The following is an 18,810-nucleotide window of genomic DNA, read 5'->3' on the forward strand; positions in this document are numbered from 1 at the left end:
AGAAAATGAGTCGAGTTTTATTAGCCTTGACCATCGGCATGTTGATGGTCGGCTTATCACAACAGCTGACTGTTCAAGCCAAGAGTTCTTATTTGAAGGTTGCCAAGCGAGATTATCTGCAAACCAGGCGAAAAGTGACGGTTACTAATTCATACTATAAAAACACTAAAATTACTTTACCTAAAGGCACCGTTGTTCAGGTAGCCGCAGCCGCTAAAAGTAAGAAAACCCACCATCCCTATTTTACGATTGACATGGACATGATGAGTTACCGACTCCGAAAACCGTTTTATAAAGCTAAGGGAAAACCAAATTTAACAGCCGGTATTTGGGCTACCACCCGTGATTTTAAAAAAGTGGCAGTGCCTCAGTATTTAGCTTTCTATCACGTTTCTAAGCCGGATCAGCGCTCTGCCGGAGATTACATTGCTGATGGTAATTTATGGCAGGGAATCAAATGGCCAGTTAATGAAACCAGTGCTAAGGCCAGTGGTGTCAAAATTACGGTAGATGGCTATCTGGAAGCTTATTCAAAGGTCAAAGTCTTTCAGGCATATGCACCCAAACCGGTCGGCTATGCAAAAATCCGAAAAACGGTTGTGAACGGGCAGACTACGAATTTTTACGTCATGAACAACGTCAAAGGGGCACCGCTTAGCAAAGTGGCAAAAACTGGTAAGGATCGTTATCGCTTATTAGTGACTCGGACCGGCAACCATGCCATAACGGTGATTCCTGAAGAAGGTCAGTCACAATACGTTGACTCCGTGGAAGTGTCGGAACGGTATTTAATCAACCAGCAGAATTATTATATGCATACGGAAGTTTTGTTTTAAAACAATTGATAACAGTCGAGAATCTGTCTGAAGCATTTTAGGTAGTAGGTTTGCGAGGCTAAAAATCTGTGTTTAATCGCCAGTTTAGCCACATTGATAAGTCATCGTAACTCAAAATGAATTTTTTGGAACCCACTTCTTTGGGCTTAATATCGGCAATAAATCGGTACCCCCTAAAAAATAGTTAAGGGATACCGAAACTTTTTGTTGCTTATTATTGAAAACTTGTTATTATAAAAGCGGGGAGGTGAGAAAATGACCGAACTGCTGGTTCGCAATAATAATCAAGCTCAACCACTTAAACTTTCAGATGGAAAACCCGGCTATCTGTTTGTTAAACGTCAAGGGAATCTGTTTCGTTATTCCTTTACGTTCCAAGCTCATGAACATCATGATTTTTGGTATGATGCACCAACGTTACCGGATGGGTTAGTGGTAAAAGTGGCTTCAATCGACGGTCCGGAAGAATTTAAGATCAAGCTGATTGATTGATATATGGAGAAATGTTGAATGTCTGTATATATCAATTAATCAACGATCGACAGAATCAAGCCCCTTATTCGACAAACTAAAAGCTGACCACAAATTTCCATCTGTGGTCAGCTTTTAGTGTTCAGAATATTGTTAGAGGATTAATTGGAAAATAGTTGGCAATTAGTATAAAACGGGATAATCTCAGCTAAATTAAAAGGAGATAAAATTTACATATATTCATATTTATTAATCAAGTAACAATGTTCTGAACAATTAGTATTATATCATAAACTATAACACATCGCTAGAAGTAATTTATTAATTTTTAAAGAATGTCAAAGTAAGGCAGGGGTTAACTTTCCAACGGTTAATTTTTGTCAGCTATTACTACGACGATATTAAAGAAATGGTGGCATTTAACCGGAAATATGTTATAGTTAACATATGAATAGTATAACATATTAAGGGGATACAAAATGGAAAAAGAAATTCAGAAAACCCGTCTAGTTTCAAGCAGTTTGCGAACGGAATATTTTTCAACTGGTTGGATGGCCTTTGAATTTCTAGTGGGCTTGGTTTCGGGCTTAAAAGCTGGTTCGATCCTTTTGATTGCGTTTGGGTTGGATAGCTTTTTAGAAATTATTTCAGGTGGAACGCTAATTTGGCGTTTGCGTAAAGAAGCAACCGAGGCTGATCCTGAAGTTGTTGAGCGGGCTGAGAAGCGATCATCGTTAATTGTTGGCATTGTGTTATTAGGACTATCCGTGTACGTAGTTTTAGTGTCACTCGTTAATTTAGTGACACATCAGGCAGCCGATACCAGCTATTCCGGGATTGCCATTGCCTTGGCTTCGGTTGCTTTAATGCCGGTGTTAATGTTCAAGAAGCGGGCGCTAGGCAAACAACTTCATTCGGATGCCTTAGTTGAAGATGGGATGTGTAATATTACCTGTGCCTACATGGCCGCAACAGTCTTGATTGGTGGCTTACTGACATTTCTGTTTAACTGGTGGTGGGCCGATTCAGTGGCCGCGTTGGTCTTAGTATACTTCATTGCCAGTGAAGGCTGGGAATCCTTTCAGGAAGGCCGACGAGGTGCTTAAAGTGAATGCTGACTTAAACAATTTTCAAGAGATGGTATAATAAGCAGCATGGTTATTGTGAATTGACGATGGGAGTGGCAAATTTGACCGAAGAAGCGTCGTTAGCTGATATTGATTTAATTGATGAAAAACATTTAGCGGAGTCAGAACGAATTTTTAAACTGCTTAGCAACCGGACACGACTCCAAATGTTAAAGATTCTAGAACAGCGTGAATTGAATGTTGGCGAAATTGGTAACCTATTGGGATTAGAGCAATCCGTTGTTTCTCATCAACTAGCGTTACTTAGAAAGCACCAGCTGGTAAGTTCAGAGCGCGTGGGTAAAGCAAATTATTATCGGTTGGATGATCCTCATATTTTAGACGTGATCAATGAGATGCTGGAACATGCTGATCACGTCATGCGTGGCAAGACTCATGGTCATTAGGAGATAAAAGGATTGGGAAAATTAATGATGAAAGAAGCGCTGGCCCGGGTCAAAACTACTAAAACATACTATGGCTTGGGAACCAAGATTAATTTAACGTTATACGGTGAAACTTCCGCCTCACAACTTGACGCGACTAATCAACTCATTGCTTATTATGAAGATCGATTGACGGTTAATCGGCCGCATTCAGAAGTGATGGCTGTTAATCAGGCGGCCGGCCAACACCCGGTTCAGGTTTCAGACGCGACCTATACACTGACTAAACGGGCTATTCAGTTGAGTCGTCAGCAATTTGGTTTTAACGCAACGATTGGACCATTGGTTAAACTTTGGCAAATCGGTTTTGAAGGTGCGCATGTTCCTGATCAAACAGCGATTCAGGAAAGATTGAAGTTAATTGATCCAAAGCAAGCCGAGTTCAATGACCAGAATTTAACCATCTTTTTAAAGCGGTCGGGAATGCAGCTGGATTTGGGTGGCATTGCCAAAGGATATATTGCGGATCGAGTTGCCGATTTTTGGCAGGCTTATGGTCGACGAGCGGGAATTATTGATCTTGGCGGTAATCTTTTATTGATTGGGGACTCGCCGATTCACGCTGATCATAAATGGCGAATTGGCATCCAAGATCCATCGGCCAAACGTGGTCAGTCGATTTTGAACGTGGCGACGGGGCCTTGTTCGGCAGTGACCAGTGGGATTTATGAACGTCACCTGGAAGTTAATGGCCACTCGTATCATCATATTTTAGATCCGCACACCGGCTATCCCAAACAAAATGAGTTAGCCAGCGTGACGATTTTTTCGAAAAAGTCGATTGATGGTGAAATTGAAACGGCCAGATTGTTCTTTGCCGGCAAGCCGCTTGCCAATTGGGCGGTTGATCGACCGGACATTATGGGAGCTGTTTTTGTGACAAAGGACAAACATGTCACGATTGTGGGCCTTGAAAAGGCGACAGTGACCCTTTTGGACGATCGTTATCAGATAGAAAAGTTACCCTAAAATAAATGATTGGTAGTAAACGCGTCATAGCGTAGCTGCCAATCATTTTTTAGAATCTAGAAAATTTTTGAACGGTAATCTGCCCAGTCTGGCGAAGGAGACCCCGCTTGTTCAGCAGTTCGAATATCTTGATAGAAATGTAATTTGCGTTTGATTTGCTGATGATTTTGTTCAAGCAGTTTTAATTTTTGATCAACTTCTTTATCGTGCCGGTCGAGTAGCGCAATAATTTGATTCAGGCCGTTGCCGTGTTTATCATAGCCAAATAGTGCTTGGAGTTCACTGAGAGTCATTCCGGTATTTTTGAAGCAGCAGATGGCACTCAATCTTGCCAGATGTTGCTCATTATAAACCCGCCGATTCCCTTGACGGGCTACGTTAAATAAGAGTCCCAGATCTTCGTAATATCGAAGTGTAGTTGTTGGGAGATGGTACATTTTAGCCACCTCACTGATTGAATAGGTTTTCAAATTTGATTCGCTTCTTTCTTTACTTCAAGCTAACTTGAAGTTGTATGCTGATACTAAGGATAAAGAAAAACTGAACAGAAAGCAATTTAATTTTAGAAATGGAGCGTCTAATATGTATCAAGCAAATGCGCATCGGTATGACAAAATGATTTATAACCGGGTTGGCAAGAGCGGGCTGAAATTGTCTGCACTGGGATTGGGACTTTGGCATAATTTTGGCAGTGTTGATCCCTACGAGAATCAGCGAGCCATTATTCATCAGGCTTTTGATCTTGGGATGACTTATTTTGATTTAGCTAATAATTATGGCCCGGTTCCTGGCAGTGCCGAAACCAATTTCGGTCGGATCATGGCACAGGATATGAAAAGTTACCGGGATGAGATGATTATTGCCAGTAAGGCCGGCTACAAAATGTGGGCGGGGCCATACGGGGATTGGGGGTCGCGGAAAAGCATTATTGCCAGTGCCAACCAAAGTTTAACCCGGCTGGGGTTGGACTATGTTGACATCTTTTACTCACATCGTCCTGATCCACAAACCCCGGTTGAAGAAACCGCGTTGGCTTTGGATCAATTAGTTAAGACAGGTAAGACTCTTTACGTTGGAATTTCCAATTATAACGGTCAGCAAACAGCTGAAATTGCTAAAATTTTTAAGACTCTTCACACGCCATTTGTCATCCACCAACCGCGTTATAATCTCTTTGATCGGACCATTGAAAAGGACTTGTTACCGGTACTGCGTAAAACAGGAAAGGCAGCGGTTAGTTTCAGTTCGCTATCTCAGGGACTTTTGACGGATAAATATTTAAACGGGATTCCTAAGAATTCTCGAGCAGCCAAGTCAACCAGTCCATTTTTGCATCCATTGCAGGTTGACGAAACCATCAAAACAGTTCGAAAACTGAATGAAGTCGCCAAAAGGCGGGGACAAACATTGGCAGAAATGGCGCTTGCCTGGAATCTTCGGGAACCGGAAATCGCCAGTGTCTTGGTAGGGGCCAGTCGACCGCAGCAATTAATTGATAACGTGAAAGCGCTGGATCACTTGGACTTTAGTGAGGCTGAATTATCTGAAATTGATCGAATTTTGGCGACGCAGACAAAAATTGACTGGGGTGCCCATTAGAGTGGGATATTGCCAGTGGCTATTATGGGCATCATTATTGCCATTGATCCGATTGTTGACATGGCTCGAACTCTGGTTAACGTGAATGACAGTATCGTTGCCGGCTTAATCACCGCCAGACGAATTGACAGTCTCAATAAGGAAACGTTAAACGATAGCACCAAAGTCGTTGAATCAACTCTATAGATTACTTTTGACTAAAACCATCTCAATGACCAAACTTGAGGTGGTTTTTTAAGTACGTTCATTTTTCGTTATTGATCATTGAGCTCAGACCTTGCTTTTTAATGACTACAATTGTAAACTAAGTGATAGTGGATATGTGCAATTAAATTAGTATAAAGAGTTCAGACAATTAAAGGGGCTTTAAAAATGATTGATGCAAAAGACGTGACAATTTCCGATTCCGAATGGGAAGTTATGAGAGCAATTTGGACTTTGAAACGGGTAACCAGTCGGCAGTTAATTGAAGCAATGGCCTCGGCCCGAAAGTGGTCAGAGTCAACGACTAAAACGCTGCTTCACCGGTTGATTACCAAGAAAGCTGTGACCCGAGTCGGCAGTGGTCGGCCATTTGAATACGAACCGGCTGTTGATGAACGGGATTCAATGGGAAAAGCAGCCGTTAACTTGTTTGACCACATGTGTGCAATGCGTGCCGGTGACGCCTTGGCAGCGGTTATTAAGTCCAGAGATCTGTCGCAGGATGATATTAAAAACTTACAGGCATTATTGGCAGAAAAAGCCAAAACAGCACCGACTCAAGTTAAGTGTAACTGTTTGCCTGAGGAAATGATGGCAGACGCTGGTTGTGGCTGTGATTAGTGATTTAAAAATCTTTAAACTTACTTAATTGGCTGCGAAGGCTGATTTAACAGCTAGTCAACGGTTTTAGATAAGTTGGGTTAACAAATCGCTTGACTCTTCCATGATTTGGATTAAACTGAATTCAATTATCAAGATGGTTTGATAATCAATAAAAACTTAAATTAGATTTTAAAAGAGAGGTTTCTCAATGATTACATTACTTCTATTGGCAGGGATTGCTGCTTATTACATCATTTCTCGTTCGACTACTAATCAAAATCGCAGTACCGATCAATTTGGTCGTCAACGGGAATATGCCCGAAATGATGAGCCCGAGATTTTGGATAAGGGACAAACCAACGGCCGATCGAGACATCACGTTAACTAGCAGTTAGTGGCACTATCGTGAGTTAACTTAAAAAAGAAGTGACTAGGATAATTGCAATTATCTTAATCACTTCTTTTTTTGAACTGAGATGGTTGGTTTTGCGGTTAATCGAAATGTCGCCATTCTTTATCTAACAGTGCTCGGGCAACAAACAATCCGAGTGGCAGGAACATGATAATCAAAGCCGCTTTTGTCAGCCAAAGGGCACCAACCGCAATTTGATTGGTCCCAATCATGTAAATTGCCCGGTAAATGTACAAACCGGGGACCATGATCACAATGGATGGAACAGTTAGCGAAATGCGGGGATAACCGTTATAGCGGTTAACGACGGAAGCAATTAGGCCGGCTAACAGCGCACCAAAAAAGGCCGCGGCAGCCGGTGGCATCGGCGTTAAGTCAACCAGTTCAAGCCGCAGGGTATTAGCCAGTGCACCAATAAACCCAGCCACCATTGCCATCTTTTTGGAACTATTGAACATAATTGAAAAACCAAAGACACCGCAAAAACTGGCGGGTAACCTCAACAACATGAGCATGATTGGTGAAAGTCCCAGCGGTAGAAAATCGGCTGGCCGGAAGTTAAAGATTAGGGCAACCAGCCAACCAACTAAGGTGGCAATTAAGGTAATCATGATTGCATAAGCTAAGCGTTCCAGACCGGAGCGCATATCCAATTTGGAAATATCCAGCATACTGGTAATGAAAGGGAAACCGGGAATTACAAACAGCATTGCGCCAATGTAACCGGCTTCGTGTTGAGCAAGCACTTGAAAGTAGAATTCAAAAATTTTAAATGTATACATATAGCTTAGACAGGCAATCGCCACACTAATGGAAATGCTGGCAACGGTTGTCATAGCGTGTTTACCCATCATTGCTCGGGTCCAGTTGCCGATTCCGGCACCAATAAAAGAACACACCATTTCGGGAATGCCACCGCCAAGTAGAAAAATAAAGGCACTGCAGGCCAAGGCGGCAGCTAATCCGGAAATCAAGGGTGAATATTGTTTGGGACGCTGTTGGACCTCATCAATAATATTATGAATCTGGCGAACGGTTAGGGATGAAAAATCATCATCAAAGTTTTTGACTAAATTTTCCAAAATATTTAGCTTATCGGTATTCACGCCGGTATTTGGCAGTGATAAAACCTGTGTATAACTATGTTCGTTACTAAAACACGTGAATTCAAGTGAAATCAGGCCAATGTCTGCCGAACAGGTTAGTTCTAATTTACGGGCCACTGTGTCCATTGCGTCACGGACTCGCCAAGCCCCGGTGCCACAGGATAACATAATAATCCCGATGCGCCCCACAATAGATGCCCGTTCACGAAGACTGGCCTTTCTAGCCGGTAAGTTGTCATTTTGAATAAAGCTTTTCCACGGGATTGTCATATGATGACGCTCAGAAAGATGGAATTTTCTTGGCGTTTTTGATTGATTGTCGTTATCCATGTTAACCCTCCAAATTAGACTCTGGTGATCTGATAATCCTCACAATTCATTAATTATAGTCGCACTTCAAAGCCGAATTCAAGAGAGTGTTAACGTGAAACCCTTTTCAAATGGGCTTCAAGAAACTTAAAGCGACGATTGGTTAAACTAACGCTCGAATGTTGGACAATTCTATAAGAATAATTATTCACTTAGAATTAGGCAAGTCTCTCATTTGATCCAGCACCTTCCGGTATGACAGTGATGACGGCGATGTGAGTAAACGTCGCTTCTGTTACTAATAGTTGCTCTCATTCGTTTGGAAATCTTGCCATTAGTTTATCACGACCTTCACAGGCGGTTTTTATTTGTAGCTTCTATACTATTTTTTGTCTAAAAGTTAGATTTTTATAAAATTATAAAATGGAGCGTTTCAATTATGGAAAAACCGCATCAAATTAAAACAAGCGGTCTGGTCTTGATGATTATTTCAACCATCTTTGGTTTTGCCAACACGACTGTCGCTTACGAACAAATGGGGTATGCCAGTATTATTTGGTATGTCTTGGCAGCTGTCTTCTTCCTGTTGCCAAGCTCACTAATGTTTGCGGAATATGGCGCCACCTTTAAAGATGCCCATGGCGGTATTTATTCCTGGTTGGCAGGTTCGATTGGTGAAGAGTGGGCGTTTATCGGGACCTTTATTTGGTTGTCATCCTGGATTATTTGGATGACTTCAACGGCCTCCAAAGTCTGGATCCCCTTTTCGACGACCCTCTTTGGCCATGATCAGACCCAAAGTTGGGGAATCGCCGGGTTAAATTCCAATCAGGTCATTGGCATCTTAGCTATTCTATGGATTCTGACAATTACTTGGTTTGCTGTCCGGGGAATGGATTCAATCGCGCGAATCGCCTCGATTGGTGGTATCTTTACGATTCTTTTAAATGTTATTTTTGGGCTTGCCAGTTTAATGATCCTTTATTTAAACGGTGGTCACTTTGCCCAACCAATTCACGGCTTAACAAGTTTTATTCAGTCACCTAATCCGCAGTTTCAATCGCCAATCACATTGATTTCCTTTATTGTTTATGCAGTCTTTGCCTATGCTGGAACTGAATCGATGGGTGGCGTGACTGATAATATGGATCGGCCGGAAAAAACGTTTCCGCGTGGTCTGATTATCTCAGCATTGATTATTACGCTTGCCTATTCGCTGACGATTTTTCTTTGGGGAATTAGTACTAATTGGCAACGGGTTCTAGGTAACAATCAGGTCAATTTGGGAAATATCACGTATGTGTTGATGAACAATCTTGGTTATGCTTTAGGAAGCGGTCTGCATTTGTCTGGTACCGGCAGTGCCTTTTTGGGCAGTCTATTTGCCAGGTTTGCCGGTTTGGGGATGTTTATCGGCTACGTTGGATCATTCTTTGTCCTCGTCTATTCACCGCTTAAATCATTTATTATGGGGTCTAATCCCAATTTTTGGCCAAAGAGAATGACGCAGCTTAATCAAAAAGGGATGCCGGCTTTTGCAATGTGGACGCAAGCCGCCGTTGTGGTTGTCATTATCTTCTTCGTCAGTTTTGGTGGTTCCAGCGCCCAACAATTTTACGTAATCCTGACGAACATGGGAAACATTTCAACTTCGTTTCCGTATTTGTTTTTGATTGCTGCGTTTCCATTCTTTAAACGTAAGCGAAATCTCCAACGCCCGTTTGAAATTTATACCAATCGGCGTTGGACAGATATCATCGTCGGTGTTGTTTTATTCGTTCTGGCCGCTGGCATCGGCTTTACAGCCATTGCCCCCGTTTTAGCTCATGATTATGAAACTGCCTTTTGGACAGTCATCGGGCCGATTTTCTTCGGCTTTGTTGCTTGGGCGTTTCTTCAATATCAGAATCGAAAGAAAAATCGGGCCCAAAATTTGGTTAAGAATTCAGATAACGAGTAATTTGCATAACATTAAAAGCATTCGTAATTGCGGATGCTTTTTGTATTAAGGCTCACTTAAGTTCCAATCGTTAGACTATCACTTAATCATTAAGTTAATTGACAAGGAGCCTTCATATGCAAACAAACAACTATTCCATAACTACAAACTTATTTAAGCAAGTTCGGCTGTCACTATTGGTTTCGGTGAATTCGCCCAGACAGGCAACGGCTTTAAAACCAATCTTAGCAGCAACAGTTGCCAAGATTAAGCAACAATTCAACTACTATGATCGGCTGTTTTCACCAGAAAAAACCGATTTATTAATGACCCAATTATCGGCTGGTGATCTCCGCCCCTTATTTAAAAATCAAAATTTCCAAAAGATTTATTCGATTGCGACTCGGGCAAAGTTAATGACAAATGGTTACTTTGACGCATTCTATGATGGCCGATATCAGCCAACTAATTTAGTCAAAGGCTGGGTTGTTAAGCAAATTTTTGCTAAGTTGAAGTTGATGATGGGTCCTGTGATTAAAGGTGGTTTGATTGAAGCGGATGGCATTGTTCAAACAGCCGTTACAAGCGGGGTTACCTATCAATGGCCGGTTCGGACTGAGGATGCTTTAACAAAGCGGGACTTGTTGACAAGTTATCCAATTCAAAATGACAGTCTTGTCTCTGTCACCGCCCAATCTTTAAGGCGACCGCAAAGTTCAATTAAGCAATTAGTGATCACTGACCAGCAGATGCTTAAAGCGGTGATTTGGGCGACTGCCGGGATAAATGCTGGAACAGGCAAATTTCTAAGGTTGATTAAGCAGCATCAACTTAGTGGTTTGCTGGTTGATCGAGCACTTGGGGTGATCTGGTTTAATCACGGTCAATTGAGATCGCAACAGGCATCGTAAAACGTGGCGTGCTAAACTATGGCTAGAGAGGTGAAACAGATGGCTGAGATTAATCCGATGCCACTCTACCAACGGATGTTGGCTGAAATGGGGCCGCAGCATTGGTGGCCGGCTGAAACGAAAATGGAAATTGTGATTGGCGCCATTTTGGTTCAAAATACCAATTGGAAAAACGTGGACTTGGCACTGCAAAATTTGCGTCAGGCAACTCAACTTAATCCCAAGCGCATTCTAAAGCTTTCGAATTCTCAGTTGCAGCAATTGATCCGGCCAAGTGGATTTTACGTTCATAAAGCTAAAAGTCTCTTTGAAGTTTTAGCGTGGTTTGACAGATATGACAATCAGTTTTCAGAAATTGTTAATCAATATAGTCGAGCAAAATTGCGCCAAGCGTTGTTGAACTTGACCGGAATCGGTGAAGAAACGGCGGACTCACTGTTGGTTTACGTTTTTGATCAGCCGGTTTTTATTGCAGATAAGTATGCGCGGAATCTGTTTCAGTTTTTAGGCTATCAAAATATTAATACCTATGCCAAATTAAAACGGCGAATTAAATTGCCATCAAACTTTAAAAGCCAGGATGCAAAGGAGTTTCACGGTCTAATTGATGAATTCGGTAAGCAAGTTAAAACAAACGACCAGTTTAAGCAGAGCTTTTTAAATGGCTTTTCGTTGAGGAAGCAGACCAGTTTGGGGTAGAATTTAATTCGATGACAGTCTTTTTGACAGTTTGATCAGAAGATCTATCATCGAATGGAATAAGACTATCGTGTTGAATGAGGAGGAAAAAGCGTGACAATTAAAGATAAAGTTGTTGTCATTACCGGTGCTTCTAGTGGAATTGGCAAAGCAACTACGGAAGTTTTGGCAAAAGCCGGTGCAAAAGTGGTCATTGGTGCTAGGCGGAAAGATCGGTTGGCTGAACTGGCCGGCGAATTTCCGGCAGGCCAGGTTTTGTATCAAGTCACTGACGTCACTGATCGTCAAAGCGTTCAAAACTTGGTTGATTTGGCTAAATCAAAATTTGGCAGGGTAGACGTTTTGTACAATAATGCCGGTTTGATGCCGATTTCTCAACTGGCCGAATTAAAAGTGGCCGAGTGGGACCGAATGATTGACGTCAACATTAAAGGTGTTCTGTACGGAATTGCTGCTGTGTTGCCGACGATGATTCAGCAAAAGCAGGGTCACATCATTACGACTGATTCGGTGGCCGGTCACATTGTGCATCCCGGCACGGCCGTTTATGCCGGCACTAAATATGCCATCCAGGCAATTATGGATGGCTTGCGTCAGGAACAAATTGCCAACCACATTAAAACCACGATGATTTCACCCGGTGCCGTTGACACGGAGCTTTATAGCACCATCAGTGATGATGCAACGCGGGCGCAAGTTCAAAAGGATGAAAAGGAAAATGGCCTGTCACCGATTGACGTTGCCAATGCAGTTGCTTATGCAATCGATCAACCGGATAAGGTGGCCATCAATGAGGTGCTGCTACGGCCAAGGAGCCAGGAGCGATAGTCACCACTAATCAACGTTAAATTGTCCATGTCTCTTTTTTGAAATAACTGTTTTAGCAAATCAACTTACCGACTAGTTTAAATTCGGTAAGTTTTTTTCGTTTTTCGAGATTATTTTTTAAATAATTGAAAAGAATTTACAGGAATCCGTTTACATTTCTTAAATTTAATTTTAAGATGAAGACATGCGTTTTTTAAATTGAAAAGATGATTCACTTTAGAGAGGATGTTTTATTTGAGTACGTTGCTGTTATTACTACCCGCGTTGGGCTGGGGATTATTGCCACCAGTCGTTGCCAAAATTGGCGGTAAACCGGCCAATCAAATTTTTGGCACTGCTGCCGGGCTGTTGTTAGCCAGTTTAGTGGTCTTTGTGGTAGTTCGGCCCACTACTGATTTAAAAAGCTTTTTACTGGCTGGATTGGCCGGTGCTTTTTGGATTGCCGGTCAGGTTGGTCAATACATTGGCTATAAAAAAATTGGAGTTTCAACAACCATGCCGATTTCAACCGGCTTGCAGTTAATCGGCACTTCGCTGATTGGCGTGTTCATTTTTGGCGAATGGTCAACCGGCATTGAAAAAATGGCTGGGATCAGTGGAATTGTCTTACTAATCATTGGCATTTGGCTGACCTCCATTAAAGACAAAGGGAGTCAGGGAAATCGAAAAGAATTGACCGGCACAATTATCATGCTGATTTTTACGACAATTGGTTATTGTGTGTATGAATCAATCCCTAAAGGGTTCCAAAGTTCCGGTATCGCGATTTTCTTACCTGAATCAATTGGGATGTGTGTTGGGGTTCTAATCTATTTATTGTTTAGTGGCCAAATGAGCGCATTTAAAGAGAAGACCAGTTGGTTGAACAGTCTTGGTGGAATCGTCTTTTCCTTTGCGGCTGTGTCATACATCTATTCGGTTCGCTACAATGGGGTCAATACGGCGTTCATTGTTTCTCAATTATCGGTTGTGATTTCAACCTTAGGCGGCATGCTGGTCATGCACGAATCCAAGAGCAAACGTGAATTAACCCTCACCTTAGTCGGCTTGGTTTTGATCATTAGTGGTGCATTTGTGACATCTGTCTTTTAGTGAGCGAATAGGAATTAACCGCTTAGCTTCGCTCACTTTCATAAAACCCCTTGTCAACTAAATTAACAATGCTATAATAAGCATTAATTGGGGGATAAATTTGATGCTATTGGCAGTGGGGGCGCTCAATGGCTGATGATGTTGTGACATTAATCATGATTAAGCCGTTGAGTGTTAAAATAGCCAATGATTTGGTAGTATTATGCAATTTGAAACTGAAATAATATCCTTCAACCAAATGAATAGAGATCGGAACATCCTTCAATATCAACCGATCTCTTTTGTTATAGATTGATAGTCGCTAGGTGCAAAAAATCGCCGGACAAGTCGTTCGACGATTTTTTGCACCTTTATTTTATTAACATCATTTGTTCGAGGTTGCCAGTTTTGAATTCGTTGCTTTTACTTTGGTGGTAGCTGCTGCCGGCTTTTCAGCGGCTTCACTTTCCGGGCGATGATCACCCATCACCAGATTTAAAATAATCGCACTGATTGCCGCAATGGTAATCGGCGATCCCAGAAGGTATTGAATCATTTGAGGAGTACTGTTAACCAAGTGGCTTGGTACCAGAATAACGGCCATTGTTAAAACAATTGGAATGCCCAAGATATAAATTGAGCTTTCATTAGTATCAAGATAACGAATAACGTTTAAACCGTTCAACATAATGATGACACAGATGATTGAGAAGATACCACCAATTACCGGTGCGGGAACGGCGGATAAGAACGCTGACAGTTTACCGAAGAAACCAAGTATCATGAACCAGATACCAGCCGAAACAAAGACACGGCGGCTAGCCACCCCAGTAATTGAAATGACCCCGGCATTGGTTGAATAGCCGGTCATCGGAGTTGTTCCAAGCAATGCGGCGAAGAAACAGCTAAGACCTTCACCGATAATTCCTTGATTCCACTGTTTCTTAGAAATCTTTTCACCAACGACCGCACTCATTGCGAACCAGGTCCCAGTCGTTTCAGTTGTTAGCACCATGTAGATGACAATGAAGGTCAGGATTGCCGGTAATGAAAAATGGAAGCCATAGTGTAGGGATGTAAATTTCGGCAGACTAAACCATGGCGCATTGTTAACGGATGACCAGTCAAAACGGCCCATGAACGAAGCCGCAATAGTACCGGCAATAAGCGCGATGATAATCGAACTAACTCGGAATAGTCGTTGCAGTTGAGGAATTCGAATGCCAATTGTGATCGCCAGTAGCATCACAGCTCCAGTGATTGCAGCAATCTCAATGTTTTGACCGGCATTACCGGTAGCCTTAAAGATATTATCGTTTAAAGCTGATGGTAAAAGAGAAAGTCCAACACAGGTAATGATCGTGCCACCAACCAGTGCGGGTACCAGGGTATTAATAATTTTCTGATAAATTCCGGATAATCCCAAGAGAACCAATAAAACGGCACCGATAATCAGTGAACCTAACACGGTGGCCATGCCGCCATGGGGACCACCGTTAGCTAAATAAACGCCGGCAACCGCACCGATTGGGACAAAGGATGGCCCTTGAGAAACAGGCAGCTTCATAAAGAATTTAGTTTGAAGAATGGTGCCAATACCACAAGCTAAGAAAGCGGCCTGCAGGAAACCGGTTTTTTGGACGACACTCATTGACAATAAGCCGGCAATAATCAATGGTGGGACATAGACATCCATTGCTAAAACGTGTTGCAATCCCAAAAGACCTGATTGAAAATAGGAAACTTTATCTTCTGGACCATAAAGTAAACCATTATCTTTGCGTTTCATGTTGACCTTCCTTTACGAGTTTTCCTTGAACAAAAACCTGGTTAATTGTGGCTTTTGTTGTGTGATAGATGAGTTTTTCAAAAATTTGATCGGGGGTTTGAGGATAGAAAACCGGAAATGGCGCTTTGACAACCTGGAAATCAGCTAAGTAGCCGACTTTGATTTGGCCAGCTTTTAAATGAAGACTCGTTGCACCGCCAACGGTTGCCAAGTAAAAAGCGTTTTTAGCGGTGATGGGCGCAGTTGAGGTGCCACGCTTTTCCGGCGGTAATTGCCGATCGACGCCATCATGCAGTAAGCGTGATGAAATAATTGCTTGATTCATATTACGATAAAGGCTTGGTGAATAGCCACCCGAAATGTCGGTTCCCAAACCAACTTTGTTCTCTTGAGCTAATAGTTGACTAACTGGTAATATCGCATTGCCAAAATAGGCGTTTGAAATGGGGCAGTGGGCAATTGCAACGCCACGTTGTTTGAATAGGTTGAGATCTGTTTGGTTCAACAAGGTACCATGGGCCATGACGGCTTTATCCGTTAACAGGCCAAAGTGATCTAAAACGGCCGCGTCACGCATATGGTAGTGACTTAAGGCATAGCCATCCTCCCAATCACTTTCACTACAGTGCGACTGGATTGGCAGATCGTATTTTTTAGCCAAGTCACCTAGACCACTCAGTGAAGCCGGTGTACAGCTTGGGACAAATCTTGGCGTAATGACTGGGGTTTGCGGTAAAGCAGCGGTTTGGTTCAAGTCGGTTAACTGATGGATGAATTTTTCAGTGTTGTTAACTGCTTGAGTAGCGGATGCATCCCGGTAGTAAGTCGGTGTTTGCTGCGGATTGTCCATGGCGACTTGACCAATAAAGCCCCGTTGTTGATGATGAATACAAGCTTTTGCCAATTCGAGATTGGCTTGATTGTGAATTGTCCCAAAATAAAGTGCCGAAGTGGTACCGTTGGCGATCAATTCCTGAACCAGGTTATTATAAACGGTTTTGGCAAACGCAACGTCTTGATATTTGGCTTCCAAGGGGAAAGTATACGTGTTCAACCATTCGTTGAGTGGTTGATCCAAGGCAAGACCGGCATTGGGCCACTGTGGCGCGTGGACGTGTAAATCAATAAAACCTGGCAACAAATAGTTGTTATCTTGAAGTGTCACTAAGCGATCCTGTTGTGCTGCCTGTTCTTTAACTGAAAGAAAATCCGGATCGTCTTCATCGAGCAAACGGCTAATGTAGCCTTGATGATCGATGCAGATGAGTTGTCGGGGATGCAGTGAAATGGCGTCAGGCCCTAGTGATGTGATGGTTGGGCCATCAATAACTGTTGAAAATTGAATAAAACTCACCTCGATCAAAATTAATCAGTTAAAACACGAACTTTATTTTAAAAGAAAAACTAATAATTCGTTTTACTGTATAGCGGTAATTATAAACTGACAATCGTTTTTCTTCAACACGAAAATCAAAATTGGTTTTAATTCTAATGTTCGTGTTTTGAGGCCGTTTAGTATTGACCTAATATTTTTAATTCAGATTACCGGGATGTCACCGTTTAACCTGGCTTAAAAAAGGAACAATCGGATGCTTGTCAATTTTAATTAAAAAAGATGGTTAGATTTTTTCTAACCATTTGCTAATTTTACTAAGTGAGCTATTCTATTACCAACTAAAACTTAAGGAGTTAAAAAAAATCCCCCAATCCCCAACAGTGGGTCAATGTTTGCAAAAATTGGGCTTAGTGATCGAATGACTTAAATTGTGACTATGTAATTGTTGAGCTCTTTTAAAAATTGACTAATCAAAAGCGTCGATCATCCCGCTGCTGGGTTGGTCGGCGCTTTTGATTGGATAAGCACTTTAGAAACGAACGACTTGAATTTCAATGATTTAATGGTTAGTTATCAGGGATGTGAATGATTGCTCAACTGATTATCAAAATAAATAGATTGGCGTTTCGGCTGATAGCCGCTATGCCGACACTCCCAATAAAGGTAACCCTCAATTACCAACCCGACACAAATGCTTAGGAGACAGAAAATTACAATCTCAACTAAAACCGTCATGTGATAGCCCCTTCCTTTGATTAACCGGTCAACGCCTGATCCGGTACCATCTTGTTGGTCTTTACATTGTTATTATAACTGTTTTACATATCGATGATAACCCTGCTAAGCGAAATAGTGGTTATTAATCAATTCTATCTTTACTCAATGCCTTGGTTAAAGCATCAACAGTGTGGTTAATTTTATCGGTTGTCACTGGTTGATTGAAGAATAAGTAACTGACGACTAATCCGGCAACCATCGACCACATGATTCGCAAGATCTCCGGGTTCTCCCAGTCAATCAGGGCCTGCTTTTGTTTGAAAATTTTTAGGTTCTGATCAATAGTTTTAAGATAAGAAATTGCGGAGTTGGCAAATTGGGCCTGAAAATCCGTTCTTAACTGATCGTCATAAATCATTTCGGCAATGAAAATTTTTAGGACGTCCGCATTATCTTTCATGAATTTGATGCGATCTTCAATAACAGCTTTAACAAAATCGTGCAAATCAGTATCACGAACAATTAACTTGGCATCGGTAAACTGACTGAAAGTTGCCGGAAAAATTGATCGGGTAACCGGTTTGATAACGGCTTGCAGGAGGCCGTACTTATTCGTAAATCGATTAAAGATATTCTCCTCTGCGACACCAGCGGCCTCAGCAATTTCTTTTGTGCTGGAATTTGAATAACCTTTCTTAGCAAAAATTTTAATGGCGGCAATTAAAATTCTTGATTGTTTGTCGGTCAGTTCGTCGAAAACGTGGGTTTCGGTAAATAGTTTATAAGCCACTTTGGTTGGCAAAATCATCCCTCCTCGTTAAAAAATTAACTTGCTACATTTTTTAGTATACCTGTTAATTGAATTTTTACAATGAGTTGATTAAAAATTTATGTGTCCCAAACTTTTTATGTTTTATTCCCGTTATTAAAGTATCTTAAAAAATAGTTGAGTTCTCAGATTTGATAAAATCACTATAAATAAACAATGGATATTCATTAAATTCATACTTAAATGGCGGGTTCAAACTTAATTTAATCCCCGATTTAATCAAAGAAGATATCAAAAACGGGAGAACGTTACAGTACAAAAACATTTTTTTAAAAAATTAGGGTAACCTGGATAATCTCTAAAAAAATAAAAAGAGGCCGCTGACCTGATCAAATTAATGATTTGGGCAGCGGCTTTTTTCACCCAATGGGTGAAAAAATGACTCCGATCTGTTAAATTAAATTTACCAGAAAAAACCAACAAAAGGAGTCCTCTCTAATGACTTTATCGAAAATTCCGTTACAATTCAACTCTAAAATTGATGTTTCGCATACTGGTGGCACGTTAACGTCGGATAGCGGCTTAATCTTAGTTCAAGAATTCATTCACAAAACTCACTTGGATCAACTGCTGGCGCAGGTACCCTTTAATGATCAGCGTAAATACTGG

General features: G+C 41.6%; 19 protein-coding genes. 14 read left to right on the top strand and 5 right to left on the bottom strand.

Annotation, left to right across the window (positions count from 1 at the left end):
• Positions 1–5: 5 nt before the first annotated feature.
• From ED605_RS08360 to ED605_RS08380, 5 genes are all read left to right on the top strand, one after another.
• Positions 6–836: a hypothetical protein gene (locus ED605_RS08360; protein WP_225419093.1), complete on the top strand. Its 831-nt coding sequence runs from the start codon at positions 6–8 to the stop codon at positions 834–836.
• A 255-nt stretch (positions 837–1,091) separates the two neighbouring features.
• The gene (locus ED605_RS08365; protein WP_121978453.1) at positions 1,092–1,328 is read left to right on the top strand and encodes a hypothetical protein; all 237 of its coding nucleotides are present in this window, start codon (positions 1,092–1,094) and stop codon (positions 1,326–1,328) included.
• 458 nt (positions 1,329–1,786) lie between these two features.
• The gene (locus ED605_RS08370) at positions 1,787–2,413 is read left to right on the top strand and encodes a cation efflux transmembrane domain-containing protein (RefSeq protein WP_121978454.1); all 627 of its coding nucleotides are present in this window, start codon (positions 1,787–1,789) and stop codon (positions 2,411–2,413) included.
• 68 nt (positions 2,414–2,481) lie between these two features.
• Entirely contained in the window at positions 2,482–2,841 is a 360-nt protein-coding gene (locus ED605_RS08375) for an ArsR/SmtB family transcription factor (RefSeq protein ID WP_121978455.1), read from the top strand.
• 27 nt (positions 2,842–2,868) lie between these two features.
• Positions 2,869–3,849: an FAD:protein FMN transferase gene (locus ED605_RS08380; RefSeq protein ID WP_121978474.1), complete on the top strand. Its 981-nt coding sequence runs from the start codon at positions 2,869–2,871 to the stop codon at positions 3,847–3,849.
• A 56-nt stretch (positions 3,850–3,905) separates the two neighbouring features.
• On the opposite strand, the gene ED605_RS08385 is transcribed toward ED605_RS08380, so the two are convergent.
• On the bottom strand, positions 3,906–4,319 hold the full coding sequence (locus ED605_RS08385; RefSeq protein WP_121978456.1) for a MerR family transcriptional regulator: 414 nt from the start codon (positions 4,317–4,319) through the stop codon (positions 3,906–3,908).
• Positions 4,320–4,431: 112 nt separating this feature from the next.
• Here ED605_RS08385 and ED605_RS08390 point away from each other — a divergent pair, with 112 nt between their 5' ends.
• From ED605_RS08390 to ED605_RS08405, 4 genes are all read left to right on the top strand, one after another.
• Positions 4,432–5,448, top strand: a complete 1,017-nt coding sequence (locus ED605_RS08390; RefSeq protein WP_121978457.1) for an aldo/keto reductase — start codon at positions 4,432–4,434, stop codon at positions 5,446–5,448.
• Between the two features lie 15 nt (positions 5,449–5,463).
• Positions 5,464–5,634 carry a hypothetical protein gene (locus ED605_RS08395; RefSeq protein ID WP_225419094.1) on the top strand — a complete coding sequence of 57 codons (171 nt, stop codon included), beginning with the start codon at positions 5,464–5,466 and terminating at the stop codon, positions 5,632–5,634.
• 186 nt (positions 5,635–5,820) lie between these two features.
• The gene (locus ED605_RS08400; protein ID WP_121978458.1) at positions 5,821–6,273 is read left to right on the top strand and encodes a CopY/TcrY family copper transport repressor; all 453 of its coding nucleotides are present in this window, start codon (positions 5,821–5,823) and stop codon (positions 6,271–6,273) included.
• A 190-nt stretch (positions 6,274–6,463) separates the two neighbouring features.
• On the top strand, positions 6,464–6,643 hold the full coding sequence (locus ED605_RS08405) for a hypothetical protein (RefSeq protein WP_121978459.1): 180 nt from the start codon (positions 6,464–6,466) through the stop codon (positions 6,641–6,643).
• Positions 6,644–6,747: 104 nt separating this feature from the next.
• Here the strand turns inward: ED605_RS08405 and ED605_RS08410 are convergent, their stop codons facing one another.
• Entirely contained in the window at positions 6,748–8,103 is a 1,356-nt protein-coding gene (locus tag ED605_RS08410; protein WP_121978460.1) for a threonine/serine exporter family protein, read from the bottom strand.
• A 418-nt stretch (positions 8,104–8,521) separates the two neighbouring features.
• Here ED605_RS08410 and yjeM point away from each other — a divergent pair, with 418 nt between their 5' ends.
• The 5 genes from yjeM to ED605_RS08435 all read left to right on the top strand — a co-directional run bounded on the left by yjeM (position 8,522) and on the right by ED605_RS08435 (position 13,551).
• Positions 8,522–10,042 (top strand): glutamate/gamma-aminobutyrate family transporter YjeM, encoded by a 1,521-nt coding sequence (yjeM, locus tag ED605_RS08415; protein ID WP_121978461.1) that lies wholly within the window; start codon positions 8,522–8,524, stop codon positions 10,040–10,042.
• A gap of 116 nt (positions 10,043–10,158) precedes the next feature.
• The gene (locus ED605_RS08420; RefSeq protein ID WP_121978462.1) at positions 10,159–10,932 is read left to right on the top strand and encodes a hypothetical protein; all 774 of its coding nucleotides are present in this window, start codon (positions 10,159–10,161) and stop codon (positions 10,930–10,932) included.
• Between the two features lie 39 nt (positions 10,933–10,971).
• A complete protein-coding gene (locus ED605_RS08425) occupies positions 10,972–11,631 on the top strand; it encodes an endonuclease III domain-containing protein (protein ID WP_121978463.1) in 660 nt (219 codons plus the stop codon).
• Positions 11,632–11,724: 93 nt separating this feature from the next.
• On the top strand, positions 11,725–12,459 hold the full coding sequence (locus ED605_RS08430) for an SDR family oxidoreductase (protein WP_121978464.1): 735 nt from the start codon (positions 11,725–11,727) through the stop codon (positions 12,457–12,459).
• A 234-nt stretch (positions 12,460–12,693) separates the two neighbouring features.
• Positions 12,694–13,551 (top strand): GRP family sugar transporter, encoded by an 858-nt coding sequence (locus tag ED605_RS08435; RefSeq protein WP_370824764.1) that lies wholly within the window; start codon positions 12,694–12,696, stop codon positions 13,549–13,551.
• A gap of 364 nt (positions 13,552–13,915) precedes the next feature.
• Here the strand turns inward: ED605_RS08435 and ED605_RS08440 are convergent, their stop codons facing one another.
• From ED605_RS08440 to ED605_RS08450, 3 genes are all read right to left on the bottom strand, one after another.
• Positions 13,916–15,319, bottom strand: a complete 1,404-nt coding sequence (locus ED605_RS08440; RefSeq protein ID WP_121978466.1) for a uracil-xanthine permease family protein — start codon at positions 15,317–15,319, stop codon at positions 13,916–13,918.
• Entirely contained in the window at positions 15,303–16,673 is a 1,371-nt protein-coding gene (locus ED605_RS08445) for an amidohydrolase family protein (protein WP_121978467.1), read from the bottom strand. Before ED605_RS08445 ends, ED605_RS08440 begins: the two co-directional genes overlap by 17 nt.
• Before the next feature lie 841 nt (positions 16,674–17,514).
• The gene (locus ED605_RS08450) at positions 17,515–18,174 is read right to left on the bottom strand and encodes a TetR/AcrR family transcriptional regulator (protein ID WP_121978468.1); all 660 of its coding nucleotides are present in this window, start codon (positions 18,172–18,174) and stop codon (positions 17,515–17,517) included.
• Between the last annotated feature and the right edge of the window lie 636 nt (positions 18,175–18,810).

The sequence above is a fragment of the Lentilactobacillus raoultii genome, assembly GCF_900411375.1.
Classification (GTDB): Bacteria; Bacillota; Bacilli; order Lactobacillales; family Lactobacillaceae; genus Lentilactobacillus; species Lentilactobacillus raoultii.